This is a genomic window from Thermus caliditerrae, from assembly GCF_021462525.1.
GTDB classification, from domain to species: Bacteria; Deinococcota; Deinococci; order Deinococcales; family Thermaceae; genus Thermus; species Thermus caliditerrae.
The window spans coordinates 19585-40394 of sequence record NZ_JAKEDT010000022.1 but is presented as its reverse complement, the minus strand read 5'-3'; the positions used below and the strand labels follow the sequence as shown (position 1 = coordinate 40394).

At 68.7% G+C, this 20810-nt stretch carries 17 protein-coding genes; 7 read left to right on the top strand and 10 right to left on the bottom strand.

The genetic code is table 11. From position 1 onward, the window contains the following. From L1088_RS10665 to L1088_RS10655, 3 genes are all read right to left on the bottom strand, one after another. Positions 1 to 1183, bottom strand: a 1183-nt coding sequence (locus L1088_RS10665; RefSeq protein ID WP_234555027.1) for a RelA/SpoT family protein, incomplete at its 3' end; no start/stop codon positions are given. A 179-nt stretch (positions 1184 to 1362) separates the two neighbouring features. Continuing rightward, positions 1363 to 3645 carry a coiled-coil domain-containing protein gene (locus tag L1088_RS10660; protein ID WP_234555023.1) on the bottom strand — a complete coding sequence of 761 codons (2283 nt, stop codon included), beginning with the start codon at positions 3643 to 3645 and terminating at the stop codon, positions 1363 to 1365. Positions 3646 to 3655: 10 nt separating this feature from the next. Next, complete coding sequence (locus tag L1088_RS10655) at positions 3656 to 4711, bottom strand: mechanosensitive ion channel family protein (protein WP_234555022.1); 1056 nt, start codon at positions 4709 to 4711, stop codon at positions 3656 to 3658. Positions 4712 to 4742: 31 nt separating this feature from the next. On the opposite strand from L1088_RS10655, the gene hemQ reads away from it, so the two are divergent. Together hemQ and L1088_RS10645 are read left to right on the top strand one after the other, a co-directional pair. Then, on the top strand, positions 4743 to 5495 hold the full coding sequence (gene hemQ, locus L1088_RS10650) for a hydrogen peroxide-dependent heme synthase (protein WP_234555021.1): 753 nt from the start codon (positions 4743 to 4745) through the stop codon (positions 5493 to 5495). Then, on the top strand, positions 5492 to 5980 hold the full coding sequence (locus tag L1088_RS10645) for a chlorite dismutase family protein (RefSeq protein WP_234555020.1): 489 nt from the start codon (positions 5492 to 5494) through the stop codon (positions 5978 to 5980). Before hemQ ends, L1088_RS10645 begins: the two co-directional genes overlap by 4 nt. A gap of 21 nt (positions 5981 to 6001) precedes the next feature. Here the strand turns inward: L1088_RS10645 and L1088_RS10640 are convergent, their stop codons facing one another. The 3 genes from L1088_RS10640 to L1088_RS10630 are packed head-to-tail and all read right to left on the bottom strand — an operon-like array spanning position 6002 to position 7899. Beyond that, positions 6002 to 6616, bottom strand: coding sequence for a PepSY-associated TM helix domain-containing protein (locus L1088_RS10640; RefSeq protein ID WP_234555019.1), 615 nt, complete (start codon positions 6614 to 6616; stop codon positions 6002 to 6004). Then, positions 6594 to 7133, bottom strand: coding sequence for a DUF2271 domain-containing protein (locus L1088_RS10635; protein ID WP_234555016.1), 540 nt, complete (start codon positions 7131 to 7133; stop codon positions 6594 to 6596). Before L1088_RS10635 ends, L1088_RS10640 begins: the two co-directional genes overlap by 23 nt. Next, positions 7096 to 7899, bottom strand: a complete 804-nt coding sequence (locus tag L1088_RS10630; RefSeq protein ID WP_234555014.1) for an FAD:protein FMN transferase — start codon at positions 7897 to 7899, stop codon at positions 7096 to 7098. Before L1088_RS10630 ends, L1088_RS10635 begins: the two co-directional genes overlap by 38 nt. Positions 7900 to 7984: 85 nt before the next feature. Between L1088_RS10630 and L1088_RS10625 the strand changes: the two genes are divergently transcribed. Further along, positions 7985 to 8644 carry a response regulator transcription factor gene (locus L1088_RS10625; protein WP_234555026.1) on the top strand — a complete coding sequence of 220 codons (660 nt, stop codon included), beginning with the start codon at positions 7985 to 7987 and terminating at the stop codon, positions 8642 to 8644. Beyond that, a complete protein-coding gene (locus L1088_RS10620) occupies positions 8634 to 9854 on the top strand; it encodes a sensor histidine kinase (RefSeq protein WP_234555013.1) in 1221 nt (406 codons plus the stop codon). Before L1088_RS10625 ends, L1088_RS10620 begins: the two co-directional genes overlap by 11 nt. Here the strand turns inward: L1088_RS10620 and ruvA are convergent. Next, positions 9826 to 10401: a Holliday junction branch migration protein RuvA gene (gene ruvA / locus L1088_RS10615; protein ID WP_234555012.1), complete on the bottom strand. Its 576-nt coding sequence runs from the start codon at positions 10399 to 10401 to the stop codon at positions 9826 to 9828. The two genes, L1088_RS10620 and ruvA, sit on opposite strands and share 29 nt — an antisense overlap. After that, positions 10398 to 11162, bottom strand: coding sequence for an enoyl-CoA hydratase/isomerase family protein (locus L1088_RS10610; protein ID WP_234555011.1), 765 nt, complete (start codon positions 11160 to 11162; stop codon positions 10398 to 10400). Before L1088_RS10610 ends, ruvA begins: the two co-directional genes overlap by 4 nt. A gap of 87 nt (positions 11163 to 11249) precedes the next feature. Here L1088_RS10610 and L1088_RS10605 point away from each other — a divergent pair, with 87 nt between their 5' ends. The 3 genes from L1088_RS10605 to lpdA are packed head-to-tail and all read left to right on the top strand — an operon-like array spanning position 11250 to position 16526. Then, positions 11250 to 13937, top strand: coding sequence for a 2-oxoglutarate dehydrogenase E1 component (locus L1088_RS10605; RefSeq protein ID WP_234555010.1), 2688 nt, complete (start codon positions 11250 to 11252; stop codon positions 13935 to 13937). An 11-nt stretch (positions 13938 to 13948) separates the two neighbouring features. Continuing rightward, complete coding sequence (gene odhB, locus L1088_RS10600; RefSeq protein ID WP_234555009.1) at positions 13949 to 15151, top strand: 2-oxoglutarate dehydrogenase complex dihydrolipoyllysine-residue succinyltransferase; 1203 nt, start codon at positions 13949 to 13951, stop codon at positions 15149 to 15151. A 1-nt stretch (position 15152) separates the two neighbouring features. Then, positions 15153 to 16526 carry a dihydrolipoyl dehydrogenase gene (gene lpdA / locus L1088_RS10595; RefSeq protein WP_234555008.1) on the top strand — a complete coding sequence of 458 codons (1374 nt, stop codon included), beginning with the start codon at positions 15153 to 15155 and terminating at the stop codon, positions 16524 to 16526. A gap of 50 nt (positions 16527 to 16576) precedes the next feature. Here the strand turns inward: lpdA and L1088_RS10590 are convergent, their stop codons facing one another. Beyond that, positions 16577 to 18649, bottom strand: coding sequence for a S8 family serine peptidase (locus L1088_RS10590; RefSeq protein WP_234555007.1), 2073 nt, complete (start codon positions 18647 to 18649; stop codon positions 16577 to 16579). 9 nt (positions 18650 to 18658) lie between these two features. Then, a complete protein-coding gene (locus L1088_RS10585) occupies positions 18659 to 20668 on the bottom strand; it encodes an Ig-like domain-containing protein (RefSeq protein WP_234555006.1) in 2010 nt (669 codons plus the stop codon). Between the last annotated feature and the right edge of the window lie 142 nt (positions 20669 to 20810).

The window sequence follows — 20810 nt, the reverse complement described above, 5'->3', positions numbered from 1 at the left end:
GAGGGGTGCGGAATGTGGGTTGGATGTTCTTAAGCCAGGAAACCCGGCGCCTCACCTCCTCGGGGTCGGTGAGGCCCTCCTTGTAGAGCCAATGGGCGGCGATGCCGTACTCGGCAATGCGGTGCATCTCCCGGGTGCGGATCTGCACCTCCAAAGGAAGCCCCTCCAAGGCGATGACCGTGGTGTGGAGGCTTTGGTAGCCGTTGGGCTTGGGCACGGCGATGTAGTCCTTGACCCTCCCCGGGATGGGCTGCCAGAGGGCATGGACCAGGCCCAGGACGTGGTAGCAGACCTGCTTCTCCCTTAAGGCTTTGGCCTCTTCCGTGGGGGCCGGCTTGGGGTCCAGGATGACCCGCACCGCCAGGAGGTCGTAGATCTGCTCCAGGGCCTTTCCCTCCCGCTCCATCTTCTTCCAGATGGAGTAGAGGTGCTTGGGGCGGCCGGTGACCTCAAATCCGGCAAGCTGGGCCTGGAGGAGCTCGTCCTTTTTGAGAGCCCCCTCCAAGGCGGCCATGGCCTTTTGCACCACCTGTTCCCGGGCCTCCTGGGTTTCCTGGATGCGGGCGAGGAGGGCCTGGTAGGCCTCGGGGTGGAGGTAGCGGAAAGAGAGGTCCTCCAGCTCCCATTTGAGCTGCCCCATGCCCAGGCGGTGGGCCAAGGGGGCGTAGATCTCCAGGGTTTCCTGGGCGATGCGCCGCTGCTTGTGGGGGGGCATGTGCTCCAGGGTGCGGAGGTTGTGCAGGCGGTCCGCCAGCTTGACGATGATGATGCGCACGTCCTCCGCCATGGCGATGAACATCTGGCGGAGGTCCTCGGCCCTTTTTTCCTCCCCCTCGAGGTTGGCGAACTTGTAGAGCTTGCTGACCTTGGTCTCCCCCTCCACGATCTTTCGCACCGCGGGGCCGAAGCGCCGCTCCAGCTCCTCTCCCTGGACGCCGCAATCCTCCAGGGTGTCGTGGAGGAGACCGGCCATCACCGTGTCCGCATCCATGCGCAAGGAGGCCAGGATCTCCGCCACCGCCACCGGGTGGGTGATGTAGGGCTCCCCGCTTTTCCTGAGCTGGCCCCGGTGGGCCTCCTCGGCGAAGAGGTAGGCCTGCTTGACCTTCTCCCGCTCCTCGGGGGAAAGATAGAATAGAACCTTTTCAAGTTGTTCCCAAAGGGCAAGAGGAGCTACCACTATTTCTCAGTCTAGCACCCTGGGGCTTCGGGGGCTTTTGGGGAAGGCTGCTTTGGATACCCTGTTGGGATCCGTGCCTGACGGGGCACTTGAGCGACCCGTCGTGGTCCAAGCCACGACTGAGGCCTTGGCAAGACCTGGGGCACGTCCCCTCGGCTTTGGCCGATGAGCCACCTTCGTGCTCAGGGGGCAAGCTCCAGGAGGAAGGCGGAAAGGCTGGCCCTTTCCAAAAGGGCCACCAGGGTGTGGCCCCGCCGCTCGGAGAGGACCAGGGCTTTTTCCCCCAGGAGGACCACCGCGGGGCCCCGCCTTTGGCCCAAGCCCTCGTCCAGGCGGTCCAGGGACAGCTTCAGCGCCTCGAGGGGTTCCTGGAGCGAGGCCAGGGGGGCCTCCATACGCTCCGGTTGCTCCAGGTAGCCCAGCGCCTCCACCCCGGGCAGGCGCAGGCGGCCCAGGTCTTCCTGGCTTCCTTCCTTCGGGTTCGGGTCAAAGACGCCCAGGAGGGCCTCCAGGTCCGCCCCCCGGATCTCCTGGAGCACCGCCTTGGCCGCCTCCGCTTCCCGCTCCAGCTCCCGCAGGAGGGCCTCTGCCTCCCCCAGGGTCTTTTCCACCTGGGCTAGCCCCTTGGGACCCAAGCGGGAAAGCCTTTCCCGGGCGCTTTCCAAAACGGGCAGGAGGGGCTTCAGGCGGCGGCTGGTTTCGCTCTGGAACCCATGAAGCCGGGCCTCCGCCTGGAGGAAGGCGGTGAGGCGCGTCAAGAGCTCTTCCTGCTTGGCCTCCAGCCGCCTCCTAAGGGCCTGCAGGGCCCGGGCGATGGGGGCGGGGTCGGGGAGGGGTTTGCGCTTTTCCTCCTCGATGGCCCGCAAGACCCCTTCTCCGCCGAAGCCCCGGAAGCGCTCGGCCAAGGCCTGCAGGCGGGCAAGCTCCAGGAGGGCTTCCTGGCGGGCTTGGGCCTTGGCCTCCTCCAGCCGGGTGCGGAGGCCCTCGAGGTCCGGAAGCCTTCCCTCCCGCAAAAGGGCCTCCGCCTCCGCCACCATCCCTTCCAAGCCCAGGACCTCGGCCTCGGGCCGGAGGGCTTCCAGGGCCTTTTCCGCCTCCGCCAGCTTGGCCTTGAGGGCTGCCTCCTCCCCTTGGGCCTTGAGGAGCTCGGCGTAGCGGGCCCGCACCTGGGCCAGGCCCTGGGGCAGGGCCTCAGGAGGCAGGGCCGTTAGCTCCTGGAGGAGGGGCAAGAAGGCTTCTCCCCTGGCGGAAAGCTCCTGGATGAGGGCCTCCTTTTCCTCCAGAAGGCGCTTTTCCTCCAGGGCCCGGCGCCGGGCCTCTTCCTCCAGGCGCCTTAGCTCCTCTTCCAGGGGCAGGAGGTCGGGGTGGCCTCCCTCCTCCAGGGTTTCCTCCGCTAGGCGGAGGGCGCTTTCCAGGGAGGCCTTGGCCTCCTCGGGCAGGGGGAGGGTCCGCAAGGCCTCGCCCATCTGGATGAGCCGGGCCCGCCGTTCGGCCCGCAGGTTTTTTTCCGCTTCCTGCAGGGCTTCTTCCAGGAGCTTGAGCTTTTCCCCCACCGGGGTGCCCGCCTCCAGGAGGGCCTCTACCTCGGCCAGAAGGGGGCTCACCGTGGCCCGCTCCAAAAGGGGGGCGTGGCGGGCCAGGAGCTCCTCCAACTTCCGCCTTTCCTCCTCCACTTCCAGGGCCTGGATGCGCCGCGCGGCCTCCTCGGAGAGGGCCTCGAGGTCCACGATGAGCTCCCCCTCCAGCTCGGAGGCGTCCTCTACGGTGAGGAAGACGTCCGTGGGGTGCTTGTGGGCAGGGGCTTCTTCCTGGGTTTCAAAAACGATTTCTGGCAGCGTGGGGGCCTTGACGGCGCTGGACTCCAGAAACTTGCGGAGCTCTAGGGCCAGGTTCCTGGCCCGCTCCACCTCCGCCGGGGCGAAAAGACCCTCTGCGTGGGCCTGCCGGATGGTCTCCAAAAGGTTTTCCAGGCGCCGCACCTTGGGCCCGCCCAGGTGGCGCACCCGCTCCAGGGTTTCCTCCAGGTGGGCCAGGTCCTTGGCCTGTCGCAGGAGGGCTTCTTCCAGCTTCTCCTCCAAGGCGGCGAGGAGCTCTTTCCCCTCCCGTAGCAGGCGGGGGTCGGGTTCCTGGCGCAGGCGGTTCACCAGGGCCCGCAGGCGGGCCACCTCCGGCCAGTCCACATAGAGCCCGAAGCGCTTCAGGCCCTTTTCCAGCTCCTCCAGGCTGCCCCCAGCGGGGGAGATCCGCTCCAAAAGCCCCTCCACCAGCCGCTTGGCCTCCTGGGGGGAGAGGCGGGCCTGGAGCTCGCGGTACACCAGCCCCTTGAGGAGGAAGGCCCCGTCCTCGGGGGTGAGCTCGTGCGGGTGCTTGCCCAGGCGCTTCAGGCCTTCCTCCATGACCACCTCCGCCCTCGGGCCCAGGTGGGGGCGGAGCGCCTCCAGAATGACCCCGTACACGTCCGGCATCCCCATTAGCCTACACCCCTTTTTCCAGCCTTAGGGGCTCGCCGAAGTAGAGCTTCTGGTGGGGGTAGGGGATCTCAATCCCCTCCTGGTCCAGGCGGGTTTTGATGCGCTTCCTAAACTCCCGGGCCACCGGCCACTGCTGGGCCGGCTTGGTGCTGAAGAGGACGCGGATCACCACCCCGCTGTCTCCCAGGGCCTGCACCCCTAAGACCTCCGGGGCTGCGGTGAAGGTTTCCCGCCACGCTGGGTCCTGGTGGAAGCGGGCCACCTCGTCCCGGAAGACCTCGAGGACCCGGTCCAGGTCCTCCTTGTAGGCCACGCTCACGTCCACCACCGCCCGGCTCCACTCCTGGGTGAGGACCGTCACCTGGCGCACCTCGGAGTTGGGGAGGAAGTGCACCCGGCCTTCCAGGTCGCGGAGCACGGTCAGCCGCAAGGTGAAGCGCTCCACCTGGCCGCCTACGCTTCCGATCTGCACGATGTCCCCCACCCCGTACTGGTCCTCCAGGAGGATGAAGAAGCCGTTTAGGAAGTCGCGGATGAGGTTTTGGGCGGCGAAGCTCAGGGCCAGGCCCGCCACCCCCGCCCCGGCCAGGAGGGCAGAGATGTTGAGCCCCAGGTTGGAGAGGAAAAGGAGCCCCCCAAAGACCAGGAGGGTGGCCTTGAGGGCCGACTCGGAAACCGACCTGAGGGTGCGGCGGCGTACTGCCTCCCGGGTGAGCTCCCCCTCGGGTTCGGGCAGGCGGGCGAGGAAGAGGGGGATGAGGCGGTAACCCAACAAGGTGAGGCCCAGGACTGCCAAAAGGGCGAAGCCCCGGGCTCCCAGCCAGCCCGCCAGGGCCTTCCCCCAGGAGGCCAAGGGCTCAAAGGGGAGGGCGAAGAGGTGGGCCAGGTAGCTGAGGGTCCCTAAGAGCACAGCCCCCCACCAGGCGTAGCCCAACAGCTGGAAGAAGCGGTCGTCCTTGTCCGTGGGGGTGAGGCGCCCGAGGAGGCCCAACGCCCTGGCCCCGTACCTACCCATAAGCCAGGCGAGAAGCAAGGCCAAAAGCCCTTTTAGGACCACCATGGGGGCAGTATACCGGGGGTATAGTTGTGCCATGGAAGGGCGCGTTCCCGAACCCACCTTCACCCTCGAGGGCTGGCATCTGCTCCACGACTTCCGTCACCTGGACTTCCCCGCCTGGCTCTCCGCTCCCAAGGAGGAGCGGGAAGCCGCTTGGCGGGACCTCCAGGCCCTCCTTGCGGAGTGGGCCCAGGTCCAGGCCGAGGGGCGGGGCTCCTTCGGGGTTTACCAGGTGATCACCCACAAGGCGGACCTCCTTTTCCTGAACCTGCGGGAAAGCCTGGACGCCCTCCTCCAGGCGGAGGAGCGGCTCAACAAGAGCCTCATCGCCCCGTACCTGAGCCCGGCCTACGGCTTCTACTCCGTGGTGGAGCTGGGGAGCCAGACGGGGCCTTTGGACCCCGAAGCCCCCTACATCAAGCCCCGCCTCACCCCCCAGGTGCCCAAGGGGGGGTATGTCTGCTTCTACCCCATGAACAAGCGCCGCCAGGGGCAGGACAACTGGTACCTGCTTCCCGCCAAGGAGAGGGGCGAGCTCATGAAGGCCCACGGGGAGACGGGGAGGAAGTACCAGGGGAAGGTGCTGCAGGTGATCAGCGGGGCCCAGGGCCTGGACGACTGGGAGTGGGGGGTGGACCTCTTCAGCGAGGACCCCATCCAGTTCAAGAAGATCGTGTACGAGATGCGCTTTGACGAGGTCTCCGCCCGCTTTGGCGAGTTCGGGCCTTTCTACGTGGGCAAATACCTCACCGTGGAGGCCCTGGCCCGCTTCCTGGAGGTGGTATGAGGCTTTGGGCCTTTAGCCTCTTCCGGGTCTCGCCGGAGTTCCGCCGCCTCGAGGCCGAGCTCCAGGAGCACCTCAAGGAGGAGTTCGCTTTCCTTCTGGAGCGCTGGCAGGCCCGGGAGGGCTTCCTGGCGGTCTACAGCCTGGTGGGCCTTTCCGCGGAGGCCGACCTCCTCCTGTGGCAGGGGGCGGAGGAGCCCAAGGCCCTCCAGGCCTTCCGCCGGGAGCTCCACCGCACCCGGCTTGCGGGCTACCTGGAGCCCGTGGCCCTCCATCTGGACCGGGGGGAGCGGGAGCCGGGGGAGGGGGTTTTGGCCCTCTTCCCCTACGGACTGGAGGGCCTTCTGCCCGAGGGCCTCAGGGCCTTCCGGGGGGAGAACCTCCTGGCCTTGGAAGGCCCATGGGACGTCCTCTTTCCCCTCGCCCTGCGGGAGGGCGGCCACCTGGCGGTGCGCCGCCTCCCCCGGGAGGCCCTGGACGAGCTCTAACGCTTGGGCATCGGCCCTGGGCTAAAGGCTGGCCCAAAGGGCGAGGCCCCCGAAGAGGAGGAAGCCTAAGGCCAGGGTGAGAAGGGCCGCCCGCCTCGTCTTGCGCAGGAAAAGGCCCAGGAGGAGCCCGGTGAGGCTCACCAGGGCCAGGAAGAGGGCGGAGGCGTCCAGGGCCCACCGCCAGGCCCCAGGGGTGTCCCGGCCCTTGTGCAGGTCGTTTAAAGCGGCCACCAGGCCCGCCTCCGTCAGGGTCAGGGTGTAGGCCCCCCTCCTCGGGTCCACCTGGGCGTCGGCCCCGTAGCCGGGGGCGCGGAAGGAAAGCCACACCGCCCCCCCGCCCTCCCCGTGCTCCGTTACCCGGCCCCGCAGGCCCAAAGCCCGCAGGTCCTCTGCCAGTCGGAGCCAGTCCACGGCTTCCCCCTGTAGATAAGGGGCTCCGGGAAGGGTGCCCGACGCCTTCCGCACCCGCCCCTCCCCGAACCACTCCGGGTGGTTCAGGGTGAGGCCGGTGAGGGCGAAGAAGAGGAGGGAGAGGAGGGCCAGCATGGAGAGGTAGAGGTGCAGGGTCCGGGCCCAGGCATAGAGCCGGGCCCGCAGGGGGCCCACCCCGCCCCTAGCCCTTCCGGCCGTAATCAAGGACCACCTCCTTGAGCTCCCCCTGGAGGGGGTAGGTCTTCTGAAAGGGCTTTTCCCCGATCTCCACCTTTTCCCGGAAGAGCTCGTAGGGGCCGTGCTCCCGGGCGTACTCCACGCACACGTAGTAGGTGCCCTGGGCCACCCCCCTTCCCCGGTCGTCCCGCCCGTCCCAGGCCACGGCGTAGCGGCCGGGAGGGCGGGTGGGGCCGGAAAGGGTGCGCATCCTCTCCAGGTCCCCGAGGCCGAAGTAGCGCCTCAGCTCGTTCCACCAGCGCTCCCCCTTCCCCGGCATGAGGAAGAGGGCCAGGGTCCGGACCAGGTTGCCCCGCTCGTCTTCCACGTAGGCCGCCACGTAGGGCGCCCGGTAGCGGAACCCCCCGCCCTCGTAGGCGAAGCTCACCCGAAGCTCCATCCCCTGGGGCCAGGGCCGACCCTGCGCCCGGGCGAGGCCCAGGGCTAAGGCTCCCCCCAGCACCCGTCTAAAGAAGTTTCGCCGGCTGTAGTAGCGCTTGAGCATCTCTCCCTCCTTCTGGGCGCAGCACGGGGCCATCCCGGGTGAAGAGCACCCCAGAGGCCCCGAAGGCCGTAAGCAGGGGAAAACCCTCCCTCCCCAGGACAAAAAGCGCCTTGGCCAGGCCGTCCGCCAGGGCGGCGGAGGGGCCCAAGACCGTGGCCTGTAGGCCCTGGGCGGGCCGCCCGGTGCGGGGGTCCAGGAGGTGGGGGCCCCGGTGCCGCACGCCGCTGGTGGCCACCCCGCCTTCTCCCAGGGGGAGGGCCAGGGCAGGGGGGGCATTGTCGGGGCCCAAGGGGTCCTCCACCGCCACCTCCGCCCGCCCCGGGCCCCTTCGGGCCAGGTCGCCGCCCAGGTTCACCAAGGCGGCCCGGGCCCCCGCCCTCAGGGCGGCCTCCGCCGCCCGGTCGGCGATGTAGCCCTTGGCCAGGCCGTCCAGGTCCAGGGGGGCCAGGACCTCCACCTCTTCCCCAAGGAGGCGGAACGCCTCCCCCCCGTGCCGGGGGGCAGGGTGGAAGGCCCCGCCCGTGGCCTCCTGGAGCCTCAGGGCCAGGAGGAGCACCTCCCGCATCTCGGGGCTTGGTCGGCCACCTCCCTGGCGCACCAAGCGGGTGAGCTCGCTTTCCCGGTGGCGGCTGAAGACCGCTTCCAGGCGCCCCACCTCCGCCAAGGCCGCCCGGAAGGCCCTCCCCGCCTTCCAGGGGAAGGCCAGGAGCCGGACCTCGAGGAAGCTCCCCAAAACCCCTTCCCACCTGGCCCCGTACCGGCCCATGGCCTAAAGGGTAGGGGAGGGCGGTTAGGTGAGGGTTAGCCTGGCCCATAACCTCCGCCTAACCGCGGGGGGGCATACTGGAGGCGTGCAGGTTCTCCTCCTCGAGGACGAGCCCCGCCTGGGCCGGGCGGTGGAGGGGGCGCTTCTGGCCCAGGGCTACGGGGTGCGCTGGGCCAAGGGGCTGGAGGAGGCCCAAGAGGCCTTCTTGGAGCTGGAGCCCGACCTCATGGTTCTGGACGTGCGCCTGCCCGAGGATCCGGACGGGGGCTTCCGCTTCGCCAAGGAGGTGCGGGAGGCGGGCTACCGGGGGGCCATCCTCTTCCTCACCGCCAGGGACAGCCTGGAGGACCGGGTGGAGGGCCTGGACCTGGGCGGGGACGACTACCTGGTGAAGCCCTTCCACCTGGAGGAGCTTTTGGCCCGGGTGCGGGCCCTGTTGCGTCGGGAGGCGGAGGCCAAGGCCAGCTGGGTGCGCCTGGGGCCTTTGGAGGTGGACCTGGCGGGGCGGGCGGTCTTCCAGGGGGGGCGGCGGGTGGACCTCTCCTTGAAGGAGTTCGCCCTCCTGGAGGCTTTTATCCTCCACCCAGGCCGGGTCTTCGCCCCGGAGGAGCTGGCGGAGAAGGTCTTCGGCGATGGGGAGAAGGTGGGGGCGGTGAAGGTCTACGTGCACTACCTGAGGCAGAAGCTTCACCCGGAGGTAGTGCGCACCGTGCCCGGGGGGTATCGGCTTGGCCATGAGCCTTAGGGCGCGGCTGGCCCTTTTCCTGGCCCTTTCCATCGGGGCCGCCCTCCTCTTCCAGGGGGCCTTGAGCTACCTGGCCTTCCGGCGCCTCATCGAGGCCGATCTGGACCGCTCCCTGCTCTTTTATGTGGAGGCCCTTTCTGAGGGCAGGAGGCCCCCAAGGGGGGAGTTTGCCTTCCGGCTGGTGCAGGGCGAGGCGGTGCATCAAAGCGAGAACTTCCCCAAGGTGCCTGCCCTTCCCCCAGGGGCCTACTGGCAGGAGGGCTGGCGGCTGAGGGTCCTGGCGGTGCCGGGGGGCACCCTCACCGTGGCCCGCTACGACCCAGGGGCGGTGGCCGCTTTGCAAAGCTTCCGCCTGGCCCTTTTGGGGACCGGGGGAGCGCTTACCCTGCTTTTCGCCCTGTTGGCCTCGAGGCTGGCCCAAGTGGCCCTCCGCCCCCTTTCCCGCCTCACCGAGGTGGCGAGGCGGGTGGCGGACTCCGGGGACCTCTCCCACCGGGTGGAAGCTAAGGGAAGCGGAGAGCTTAAGGCCCTAGCGGAGAGCTTCAACCACATGCTGGAGCGGCTCCAGGCTTTTCTGGACCGGGAGCGCCGCTTCACCCGGGACGCGGCCCACGAGCTGAGAACCCCGGTGGCTGCCGCCTTGGCCCAGGTGGAGGGGGCGGAGGCCGGGTACCTGCCCAAGGAGGAAGCCCTCCAGGCGGCCAAGGAGGAGCTTTTGCGCATGAAGCGCCTGGTGGAGGCCCTTTTGGTCCTGGCCCGGGAGGGGCGGGTGGAGCGGGTGGGGCTGGACCTGGCGGCCCTAGCCCGGCAGGAAGCGGAAGCCTTCCGCGTGCCCTACCGGGGGCCGGAGGCCCTACCCTTCCTTGGGGACCCCCTCCTCCTGGCCCAGGCCCTCCGGAACCTCCTCCAGAACGCCCGCCTCCACGGGGAGGGGCGGGGGGTGGAGGTAGCCCTCCGGGAAGAGGGACAGGAGGCGGTCCTGGAGGTGCGGGACCAGGGCCCGGGGATGCCGGAGGAAGCCCTCAAGGAGGCGGGGAGGCCCTTCTTCCGGGCCTCAGGCAAGCCCGGGGAGGGGCTTGGCCTCTCCGTGGCCCAGAAGGTGGCCGAGGCCCATGGGGGGCGGATGGAGCTCGTCTCCAACCGCCCTTCCGGCCTGGTGGCCCGCCTGCGGCTACCCCTCCCTACCTCAGCCGCTTCAGGGCCTCCTTGAGGAGCTCCTGGGCCTTGGCCTCAGGGTTTTGGGCCAGGAGGTCCAGGACCACCGCCCGGGCCTGCCCTTCCTTGAAGCCTAGGGCGGCCAGGGCCAGGACCGCCTCCTCCGCCGCCTGGCTCGCCACCTTCTCCCCGCTCACGAGGTGGGCGGGCACCTTTCCCTTGAGCTCCAGGGCGATGCGCTCGGCGAGCCTCTTGCCCACGCCGCTCGCCGAGGTGAGGAGCCTCAGGTCCCCCTCCGCCAGGGCCCGGGCCAGGAGCTTGGGCCCTAGGGCGGAGAGGAGGGCAAGGGCTGCCTTGGGCCCCACCCCGCTCACCGAGAGGAGGAGCTCAAAGAGGGCGAGGCTTTGCTCGTCGGGGAAGCCGTAGAGGAAAAGCCCGTCCTCCCTGACCTGCAAGTGGGTATACGCCTCGGCTTCCTGCCCCTCGCGGAGGGTTTGCAGGAAGGGCAAGGGGGCCTGGAGGAGGAAGCCCACCCCGCCCACCAGGAGGAGGAAGCGGTCCTCCTCCTTGCGCAAGACGGTCCCCCTTAGGTAGCGGATCATCGGCCCTGGAACCGGGGGGGGCGCTTCTCCCGGAAGGCCCTGACCCCCTCCTCGTGGTCCTCCGTGCGGCCCGCCTCCCCCTGGAGGATGGCCTCCAAGGAAAGGGCCTCGGTGAGGGAGAGCCGGTAGGTCTCCAAAAGGAGCTTCCGGGTGAGGGCGTAGGCCTGGGTGGGGCCTTGGGCAAGCTCTTTGGCCACCGCCAGGGCCTCTTCCAAAAGCCTTTCCCCCGGCACCACCCGGTGCACCAGGCCCAGGGCCAGGGCTTCCTCCGCCGAGAGCCTGGGGGAGAGGAGGAGGAGCTCCTGGGCCTTGGCCAGGCCCACCAGGCGGGGAAGGAGGAAGCTCATCCCCGAGTCCGGCACCAGGCCGATGCGCACAAAGGCGGTGGCGAAGCTGGCCTCCTGGGCGGCCAGGCGCAGGTCCCCCCAAAGCGCCAGGCTCATCCCCGCCCCTGCCGCCGCCCCGTTCACCGCCACCACCAGGGGCTTTTCCAAGGCGGCCATGGCCTCCACCACCCGGTTGTAGCGGCGGAGGTGGGCCTCGTAGTCGGGCTTTTCCTCCCCAAACTCCCCTAGGTCCTGCCCCGCGGAAAAGGCCCGGCCCGCTCCCGTGAGGAGGAGGGCCCGGACCCCGGGGTCCTCCTGGGCCTCCTTGAGGGCCTGGTAGAGCTCGTCCAGCAGGGCACCGGTTAGGGCGTTTAGCTTTTCCGGCCGGTTGAGGGTGAGGAGGAGGACCCCCTCATGGTTCGCCTTCAGCACCATGGCCCCATTGTAAGGGGCTTGAGCACCTACACCGCCTTTTGGTGTAGCGTAGTTGCAGGGGGTATACCGCCCCCGTGGGAGGTTGGGATGGAGCTTACGTTGGAAAGCCAAGGCTACCTGGAGGCCCTCTACCGGGCCTACCTGGAGGATCCCTTCTCCTTGCCGGAGGAGTGGCGGCGCTACTTCTCTGCCCTGGCGCTTGGGGGGGAGGAGGACCGGCGACGAGAACCCGCGCCCGCGGCCCCGGCGGAGGCTTTGGACCTGGCCTTTCTCCTCAAGGTGGAGCGCCTGGTCCAGGCCTACCGGGAGCTCGGGCACCTGGCCGCCCGCATCGACCCCTTGGGGCGGGAGCGCCCGAGGCCCCGGGAGCTCTCCCTCGAGGCCCACGGCCTCACCCCCATGGACCTGGAGAGGCCCCTGCCCCCCCTCTTCGGGGCCCCCACCCTGGGGGCGCTTGTGCGGGGCCTGGAGGAGGTCTACCTGGGCCCCGTGGGCTTCGAGGTGGCCCACGTGGAGCCGGAGGAGCGCGCCTGGCTTCTTTCCCGCCTCGAGGCCCCTTGGGAACGGCCCCCTAAGGAGGTGCGCCGCCGCATGCTGGAGGGGCTCATGCAGGCGAGCCTCTTTGAAGCCTTCCTGCAGCGGAAGTACCTGGGGGCCAAGACTTTCAGCGTGGAGGGCCTGGAAAGCCTCATCCCCCTTCTCCTTTCCGCGGTGGAGGAGGCCGCCCGGCTGGGGGTACGGGAGGTGGTGATCGGCATGGCCCACCGGGGGCGGCTCAACGTCCTGGCCAACGTGGTGGGCAAGCCCTTTGAGCGCATCTTCCGCGAGTTTGAGGAAATCTTCCCCGAGGGCTACTCCGGGGATGTGAAGTACCACTTGGGCTTCTCCAACGACCTCGCCACCCCCCACGGGCCGGTGCACGTCTCCCTCAACTTCAACCCCAGCCACCTGGAGTTCGTGAACCCCGTGACCCTGGGGCGCCTTCGGGCCAAGCAGGACCGCTTCGGCGACTGGGAGCGGAAGAAGGGCCTGGCCGTCCTGGTCCACGGGGACTCGGCCTTCATCGGCGAGGGCATCGTCCAGGAGACCCTGAACCTCTCCCGGCTCCCCGGCTACCGGGTGGGAGGCACCCTCCACGTGGTGGCCAACAACCAGCTGGGCTTCACCACCAACCCCGAGGAGTACACCTCCTGCCGCTACCCCACGGATATCGCCAAGATGCTGGGGGCTCCCGTTTTCCACGTGAACGCCGAGGCCTTGGACGAGCTCTGGTTCGTCCTGCGCCTGGCCCTGGAGTACAGGAGCCGCTACGGCAAGGACGTGGTGATTGACCTGGTGGGCTACCGCCGCCGGGGCCACAACGAGACGGATGAGCCCACCTTCACCCAGGCCCCCATGTACGCCCTTATCGCCAAGAAGCCCGAGCCCTGGCGGGTCTATGGGGAAAGGCTTCTCAAGGAAGGGGTGGTGGGGGAGGAGGAGCTTAGGGCCTGGCAGGAGGCCTACCTGGAGCGCCTGGAAAGCGCCTTCGCCCAGGTGAAGGCCGAGCCCGGGCCGGTGGTGCCCCACGGCCTTTCCGGCATCTGGCAAGGGTACCTGGGAGGACCGGACCACGGGGTGCCCGAGGCGGAGACCGCGGTGCCCAAGGAGGTCCTGAAAGGGCTTCTGGTGCGCTTGGCTAGCGTCCCCGAGGGCTTCCAGGTGCACCCCAAGCTCAAGCGCTTCCTCGAGGCCCGCCTGGAGATGGCCGAGGAGCGGCGCCCCCTGGACTGGGCCGCGGCCGAGGCCCTGGCCTTCGCCTCCCTGGCCGCCGAGGGGCACCGGGTGCGCCTCACGGGCCAGGACGCCCTCAGGGGCACCTTCACCCAGCGCCACGCCGCCCTCTACGACTACCAGACGGGCAGGCCCTACATCCCCCTGCAGCACCTCGTCGAGGGGCAGGCGGAGGTGGAGATCCATAACTCCCCCCTCTCCGAGGCTGGGGTCTTGGGCTTTGAGTACGGCTACAGCCTGGACTACCCCGAGGGCCTCATCCTTTGGGAGGCCCAGTTCGGGGACTTCGTCAACGTGGCCCAGGTCTACATCGACCAGTTCCTGGCCAGCGCCGAGGCCAAGTGGAACCGGCTTTCCGGCCTGGTCCTCCTCCTGCCTCACGGCCTCGAGGGCCAGGGCCCCGAGCACTCCTCCGCCAGGCTGGAGCGCTTCCTGCAACTGGGGGCCCAGGACAACCTCCAGGTGGCCTACCCCACCACCCCCGCCCAGCTCTTCCACCTCCTGCGCCGCCAGGTGAAGCGCCCCCTGCGCAAGCCCCTGGTGGTCATGACCCCCAAAAGCCTCCTCCGCCACCCCGAGGTGGTCTCCCCCCTGGAGGAGCTCGCCCAAGGGCGCTTCCAGAAGGTGATCCCCGAGCGGGTGAAGGGGGCCAGGAAGGTCCTCCTCACCTCGGGCAAGGTCTACTACGACCTCCTGCAGAAGCGCCGGGAGCTGGGGGCGGAGGACGTGGCCATCCTAAGGCTGGAGCTCCTCTACCCCTTCCCCGAGGCCGAGCTTAAGGAGGCCCTGGGCTTTTACCCCAAGAAGACCCCGGTGGTCTACGTCCAGGAGGAGCCCGTGAACCAGGGGGCCTGGTGGTACCTCTCCGCCCGTTTCTGCGGGGAGATCTACGGCCACCCCTTCGGCGTGGTGGCCCGCCCCGAGTCCCCGAGCCCCGCGGTGGGCTCCTCCAAGGTGCATAAGCTGGAACAGGAAAGGCTTTTGGAAGAGGCCTTCAAGTGAGGAGGTAAGCGGTGCAAGAGCTGAAAGTGCCCTCCGTGGGCGAGTCCATTGTGGAAGTGGAAATCGGCGCTTGGCTGAAGCGGGAAGGGGAGAGCTTTGCCCAGGACGAGCCTCTGGTGGAGCTCATCACCGACAAGGCCACCCTCGAGCTCCCCGCCCCCTTTGCGGGAACCCTCACCAAGATCCTCAAGGGCACTGGGGAGACGGCCCGGGTGGGGGAGGCCATCGCCCTCCTGGAAGCGGGGGCACAGGCGGCCGCTCCGGCCCCCCAGGCCCCGGCGGAGGCGGCCAAGGCTCCCGAGCCCTTGGCCATGCCCGCCGCGGAGCGCCTCCTGCGGGAAGCCGGAGTGGCCCCCGAGGCGGTCCCGGGTACGGGCCTGGGGGGGCGCATCCTCAAGGAGGACGTGCTCCGCCACCTGGAGGCCCAGGCGGCTCCCGCCCCCGCGCCCACACCGCCTCCTGCCCCTGCCCCCGCACCCGCTCCGGCGGCCCAGCCCCCCGCCGACCGCCCCTGGCGGGTGAGCGAGGCGGTGCCCATGACCCCTTTGCGCCGTCGCATTGCGGAAAGGCTCCTTTTGGCCCGGCAGACCACGGCCATGCTCACCACCTTCAACGAGGCGGACATGTCCGCGGCCATCGCCCTCAGGAAGGAGCTGGGCGAAGCCTTCCAGAAGAAGCACGGGGTGAAGCTCGGCTTCATGAGCTTCTTCGTGAAGGCCGTGGTCCAGGCCCTGAAGGAGATCCCCGAGCTGAACGCCGAGATCCGCGATAACGCCATCCTCTACCACCGCTACTACGACATCGGCGTGGCTGTGGGGGGTGGGGAGGGCCTCGTGGTCCCAGTCCTGCGGGATGCCGACCGGCTTTCCTTCGCCGAAATCGAGCGCCAGATCGCGGACTTCGCTGAAAGGGCCCGCAGCAAAAAGCTCAAGCCCGAGGAGCTCATGGGGGGCACCTTCACCATCACCAACGGCGGGGTCTACGGCTCCCTGAACTCCACCCCCCTCCTCAACCCGCCCCAGGTGGGCATCCTGGGCATGCACGCCATCCAGGAGCGCCCCGTGGCCCAGGATGGCCAGGTGGTGATAAGGCCCATGATGTACCTGGCCCTCTCCTACGACCACCGCATCGTGGACGGGCGGGAGGCGGTCACCTTCCTGCGCCGGGTGAAGGAGCTGGTGGAAAACCCGGTGCGTCTCCTCTTGGAGGTCTAACGTGGAGGCTTACGACCTTTTGGTGATCGGGGCGGGCCCCGGGGGGTACGTGGCCGCCATCCGCGCGGCCCAGCTGGGGATGCGGGTGGGGGTGGTGGAGAAGGAAAAGGCCTTAGGGGGCACCTGCCTGCGGGTGGGGTGCATCCCCTCCAAGGCCCTTTTAGAGACCACCGAGCGCCTCTACGAGGTGAAAAAGGGCCTCATCGGGGCCAAGGTGGAGGGCCTAACCCTGGACCTCCCCGCCCTCATGGCCCACAAGGACAAGGTGGTCGGGGCCAACACCCAGGGCATCGACTTCCTCTTCCGGAAAAACGGCATTGCCCGCCACCAGGGGACGGCCCGCTTCCTCTCCGAGCGGAAGGTGCGGGTGGAGGAGACGGGGGAGGAGCTTTCCGCCCGCTTTATCCTCATCGCCACGGGGAGCGCCCCCCTCCTTCCCCCCTGGGCAGAGGTGGATTTCGAGCGGGTGGTGACCTCCACCGAGGCCCTAAGCTTCCCTGAGGTGCCGGAAAGGCTCATCGTGGTGGGGGGCGGGGTGATTGGCCTCGAGCTCGGGGTGGTCTGGCACCGCCTGGGGGCTAAGGTCACCGTGCTGGAGTACCTGGACCGCATCCTCCCCACCATGGACGCCGAGCTTTCCCGGGCGGCGGAGCGGGTCTTCCGCAAGGAGGGGCTGGAGATCCGCACCCGGGTGAGGGTACAGGCGGTGCGCCCGGAGGGGAAGGGGGCCCGGGTGGAGCTGGAGGGGGGCGAGGTCCTCGAGGCGGACCGGGTCCTCCTGGCCGTGGGCCGCAGGCCCTACACCGAGGGGCTTTCCCTGGAAAACGCTGGCCTGGCCACCGACGAGCGGGGCCGCATCCCCGTGGACGAGCACCTCCGCACCCGCGTGCCCCACATCTACGCCATCGGGGACGTGGTGCGGGGCCCCATGCTGGCCCACAAGGCCAGCGAGGAGGGCATCGCCGCGGTGGAGCACATGGTGCGGGGCTATGGCCACGTGGACTATTTGGCCATCCCCAGCGTGGTCTACACCCACCCCGAGGTGGCCGGGGTGGGGTACACCGAGGAGGAGCTAAAAGCGCAGGGCATCCCCTATAAGGTGGGCAAGTTCCCCTATTCCGCTTCGGGCCGCGCCCGGGCCATGGGGGAGACCGAGGGCTTTGTTAAGGTCTTGGCCCACGCCCAGACGGACCGCATCCTGGGGGTCCACGGGATCGGGGCCCGGGTGGGGGACGTCCTGGCCGAGGCCGCCCTGGCCCTCTTCTTTAAGGCCAGCGCCGAGGACGTAGGCCGGGCCCCCCACGCCCACCCCTCCCTCTCGGAGATCCTCAAGGAGGCCGCTTTGGCGGCCTGGGAGAAACCCATCCACCTTTAGGCAAAAGCGCGGCCCCGGCCAGGCGTGCCGGGCCGGGGCTCGGTTTTTGCTCAGTTGGTTTTGACCAGCTCCAGGCGGTACTTGTTGAAGGGGCTATCGTCGGAGGCGGTGGGGTTGCTGGCGATGGTGTAGCTGGTCACCACCAGGTAGTAGGTGCTGCTTGCAGGCAGGGTAAAGGCGATTTCCGAGTCGGTGATCTGGCCCGGTACCAGGTCGTCGTTTTCCGCCAAAAGGTTCCCCGCGGCGTCCAGGAGGAAGAGGTAGGAGTCCAGGGTGCCGCCGAGGCTGGACTTGGCGTAGACCCGGGCCCGGATCTGGTCGCCTGCGGTTCCGGTGAAGGTGAAGAAGTCAACGTCCCGGGGTTGGCCGAAGATGTAGGCGAGCTGGGTAAGGGTGCCGTAGGCGATGGGCGTGGCCTGGGATGGGTCGTCGTTGGGCTCGTAGGGGTCGGTGGGGTTGAGGTTGACCTCGGCGGCGTTCAGGCGTACCAGCTTGAAGTCGGGGTTGGCCGCGTGGGAGCCGGAGGTGGCCACCAAGGTGCCCACGAAGGTGCCCCGCTCCTCGGGGAGCCCGCCGGTGAGGGCGAGGTCGGCCCCGGCCACGTAGATGTCGTACTCCCCAGGAGCGATCTCGTAGAACCAGGCCTCGCCGTTCAGGTCGGTGCGGGCCCAGTAGACCGGGGTGGGGTCGGTGGCGTCCCCGGGCCGCAGGCCCTTGCCCCGCAGGATCACGTCCGCCAGGAGGCCAGGGAAGAGGCCGTTTTCGTTGAAGTACTCCACCTTCACCCGCACCACCGAGCCCTTGGGAGGTAAAGCGGCGCAGCCCTGGCGGAGCAGGTCGGCCAGGTTGCCGGCGTTCAGGTGGCCCCAGCCCTTTTCCCGGGAGAAGCTCTTTTCCCAGGTGGTGGCCTCCAGGGCCCGGCGCACCTGGTAGGGGGTAGCCTGCGGGCAGGCCGCCTTGACCAAGGCGGCGGCAGCGGCGGTGTAGGGGCCCGAGAAGGAGGTGCCGGAGATAAGGCCGTAGCCCCCTCCCAGCCAGGTGGGGTTGGCGAGGAGCACGTCCAAGCCAGGGGCAGCGCTGGACACGTGGCGCCCGTAGGTGGAGAAGTCGGTCTTGTTGCGGTTGCCGTCTGCGGCCACCGAGGCGATGAGGCCCGGGTAGCCCGCGGGGGTGCGCACCTCGTCCTTGGAGGAGTTGCCCGCGCTGGCCACCACCACCACGCCGTTGGCCAGGGCGTAGTCAAAGGCTTCCTTCACCAGGTTGCCGTAGCCCAGGCCGCCCCAGGAGTTGTTGAGCACCTGGGCGCCGTTGTTCACCGCCCAGACGATGCCCCGGGCCACGTAGAAGTCGCCCACGTAGCCAGGCTGGAAGATGGCCACCGGGAGGAACTTGGTCTTGGGGGCGAGGCCGGCGATGCCCTGGCCGTCGCGGGGAGCGCTCACGGTGGAGGCCACGAAGGTGCCGTGGTAGGTGTTGGCGGGGTCGTTGGCGGTGGCGAAGTCCACCCAGGCGGCAGGGTCCGTGAAGACGGTGTTGCTCACGGGGTCGTAGGCCTTGCCCGCCCAGTTGGCGGCCAGGTCGGGGTGGGTCACGTCGGCGGGGTCGTCGATGATGGCCACCGTGACCCCTTCCCCTTCAAAGCCCAGGTCCCAGGCCCGCTTGGCGTCCAGGTGGCGGGGGTCCAGGGCGTACTGGGGGAGGGCGTCCAGGATCTGGTCCGCTGGGTTGGCGAGGGGCGAAAGGCTATCCGAGCGCCCTCGATGGGCCTCCACCGGATCGTCCTTGGGAGGGGTGGCTTGGGCGAGATGGGGCTCGGCGTAGCGCACCCCCTTCGCGCCCCGAAGGGCACGGCTGGCCTTGAGGGCGTCCCCCGGGACCTGGAGCAGGGCCGCTTTCAGCTCGGGGATGCGGGCCAGCTCCTTGGCGCCGAGCTTCTTGATGGCTTCCTGAAGGGCGGCCTCGTCCTGGTAGCCCACCACCACCTGCCCCTGGAAGTGGCGGACGCCTTCGGAAGTGACCGTCACGCCGGGCGTGGTCGGGGAGCGGGTTTGGGCAGGCGGCTGGGAGCAGGCGCCCAGCAGGGCGGCGAGGCCGAGAGCAAGGGTCAAGCGTAGAGCCTTCATTTTCCCTCCTTACTGCCCCGTGGTGAAGTCAAAGACCTGGGTTTCCGTGCGGCTGATGCGGAAGGGGGCGGCGGTGTTGGGCCAGGTCTGGACGCTGTAGGCCGATATGCGGTAGCCCTCCTCGGGGTTGTACTTGTAGGCGTAGCTCACGTAGAGCTGCCAGGCGTAGGTGCGGAGGGCCTGCAGGGCGGGGAGCTGCGCCAGGCCGTCGAAGTTGTAGGGCAGGGTGACGGTGCCCTGGGTCACGTCCACAGGTATGAGGTTGGGCTTGCTGGGATCGTACACGCCCGCGGTGTCGGTGAAGATCGCCAAGTCCCCCAAGCCGGGGTGGTACCCGTAGACCACCGCTTCCCCGTCCGGGATGTCGTTGTCCGGGGTACCGAACTCCACCAGGAGGTTGTACCCGGCCAGGGTCTGCCAGGCCACGCTGTCCCCGGTGAGGGTGTCCCAGAGGACCAGGTTGTAGGCCGCCCCGTCCGCGCCGATGCTGAGCTGCGGATGGCCGAGGGTGAAGTCGGGCGTCAGGGAGACCCCCGTGCTTTCGTCCGCCGGGCTCACGAGGGGGGCGAAGAAGGGAGGCAGGGGGGTGGTGGCGCTGGGAGCGCTTTCCGCCCGGTTGGCCCCCCGGGCCACCACCCGGTAGTAGTAGGTCTGTCCAGGCGTAAGGTCGGGGGAGGCGTCGCGAAAGTAGAAGGGGCGGTTGAAGGGGTTAGAGGGGCAGCTGGCGCTTCGGCTTCCGCCTATGGTGCCCACCCTCTCCCAGTTCACGCCGTCGGTGGAGCGCTCGATGTCAAAGGCGAAGGGGGTGGGGTTGGCGCTGGAGTAGCACCAGCGCACCTCCACGTAGAGGTTGCTCCCCGCTGGTGCGGCTTCCGGATCCAGGGTAAGCTCGCCCACCTCTCCCTTGGCCACGGGCACGGTGAGCTTGGCCGGGGCCTTCACGTCGTAAAAGCCCACGGCGCGGGTCAGGGTGATGGCCGTGGCGGCCACGCCCGTGGGAGCGCTTACGGTGTTGCCTTGGTTGGGGTTGGTGTTCACGAAGGTGAGGGGGACGAGGTAGTGGCTCCGGTTCTGGTTGAAGTCGTAGGCCACCACCTCCAGGTAGACCGTCTCCCCGCTGGCGCTGCCGAACCCGGCCACGTTGCTTCCCGAAAGGGCTTGAGCGCCTGTGTCCTCCGTGTCCGTGAAGATGCGGCGGCTCCAGGTGGCGCTGTTGGTGACGAAGGCCGAGCCGGGGGTGCGGCCCAGGGCCACGTAGATGTAGCGCATGGGGCGGACGTAGTCCTTGGAGGTGTCCACCTGAACCCGGAAGGGGATGGTGTTGGTGAAGGTTTGGCCCTCGAGGGGCTGGGTGCCGTCTTGGGTGATGATCAGCGTGGGGGGTGTGGTGGTAGCAGTGGCGTCAAAGGCGGGCTTCTGGACCAGGGTCACCGAGGCCATTTCCGGCACCCGGATGCCCTCCATGACGCTACCTGCCATGCCGGGCTTCTGGGCCTCGAGGCGGTAGACGCCACGGGGAAGCCCCTGGAAGGTGAAGCTCCCATCGCTTCCGGAAAGGGCGGAGGCGATGAGGGTGCCGTCCTTATAAAGCCTCAATGTGCTTCCGTCAACCGCGCTACCGGCGTTCTCACTGACGACCTTGATCGAAAGCGTGTGTGTGGCCGCTGGGTCGTAGGTGATGGACAGGTTCACCGTACCCTTGTTCCATCCATTGTCGTAAGCGCTGAGAACAAGGTTGTTGGCCCCTTCTTGCAGCGTCACGGAGAAGGTGAAGGGTACGGATGCGGCTGGGGTAATGGAAACTTCCTGTTCCGGACCGCCGTTGAGCTGGTAGGTCAGGCGCACCACCCGGGTGTTGTCCTGGGCGGTGCCCTGGACGGTGACCTGGGAGGTGTTCACGATGGCCCCGTCCTGGGGAGAGGAGATGGTGACAGTTGGGGGGGTGGTGTCGGGCGAACAACCGGTCAAGGCTAGGAGGGTGGCGGCGAGTAGGGTACCCAAGAGACGCGTGAGCCTCATAAGACCTCCTTTGTCAGGAACGTTATCCGTAGGTCGGATGGCCGATGCCTTTCCATACAGCTCCTCACCTCCCCTTGGGGACAACCAGACTGCGTACACGAAAACTATATAGGGAACACTCCCAGAGGCGTCAACACCGATA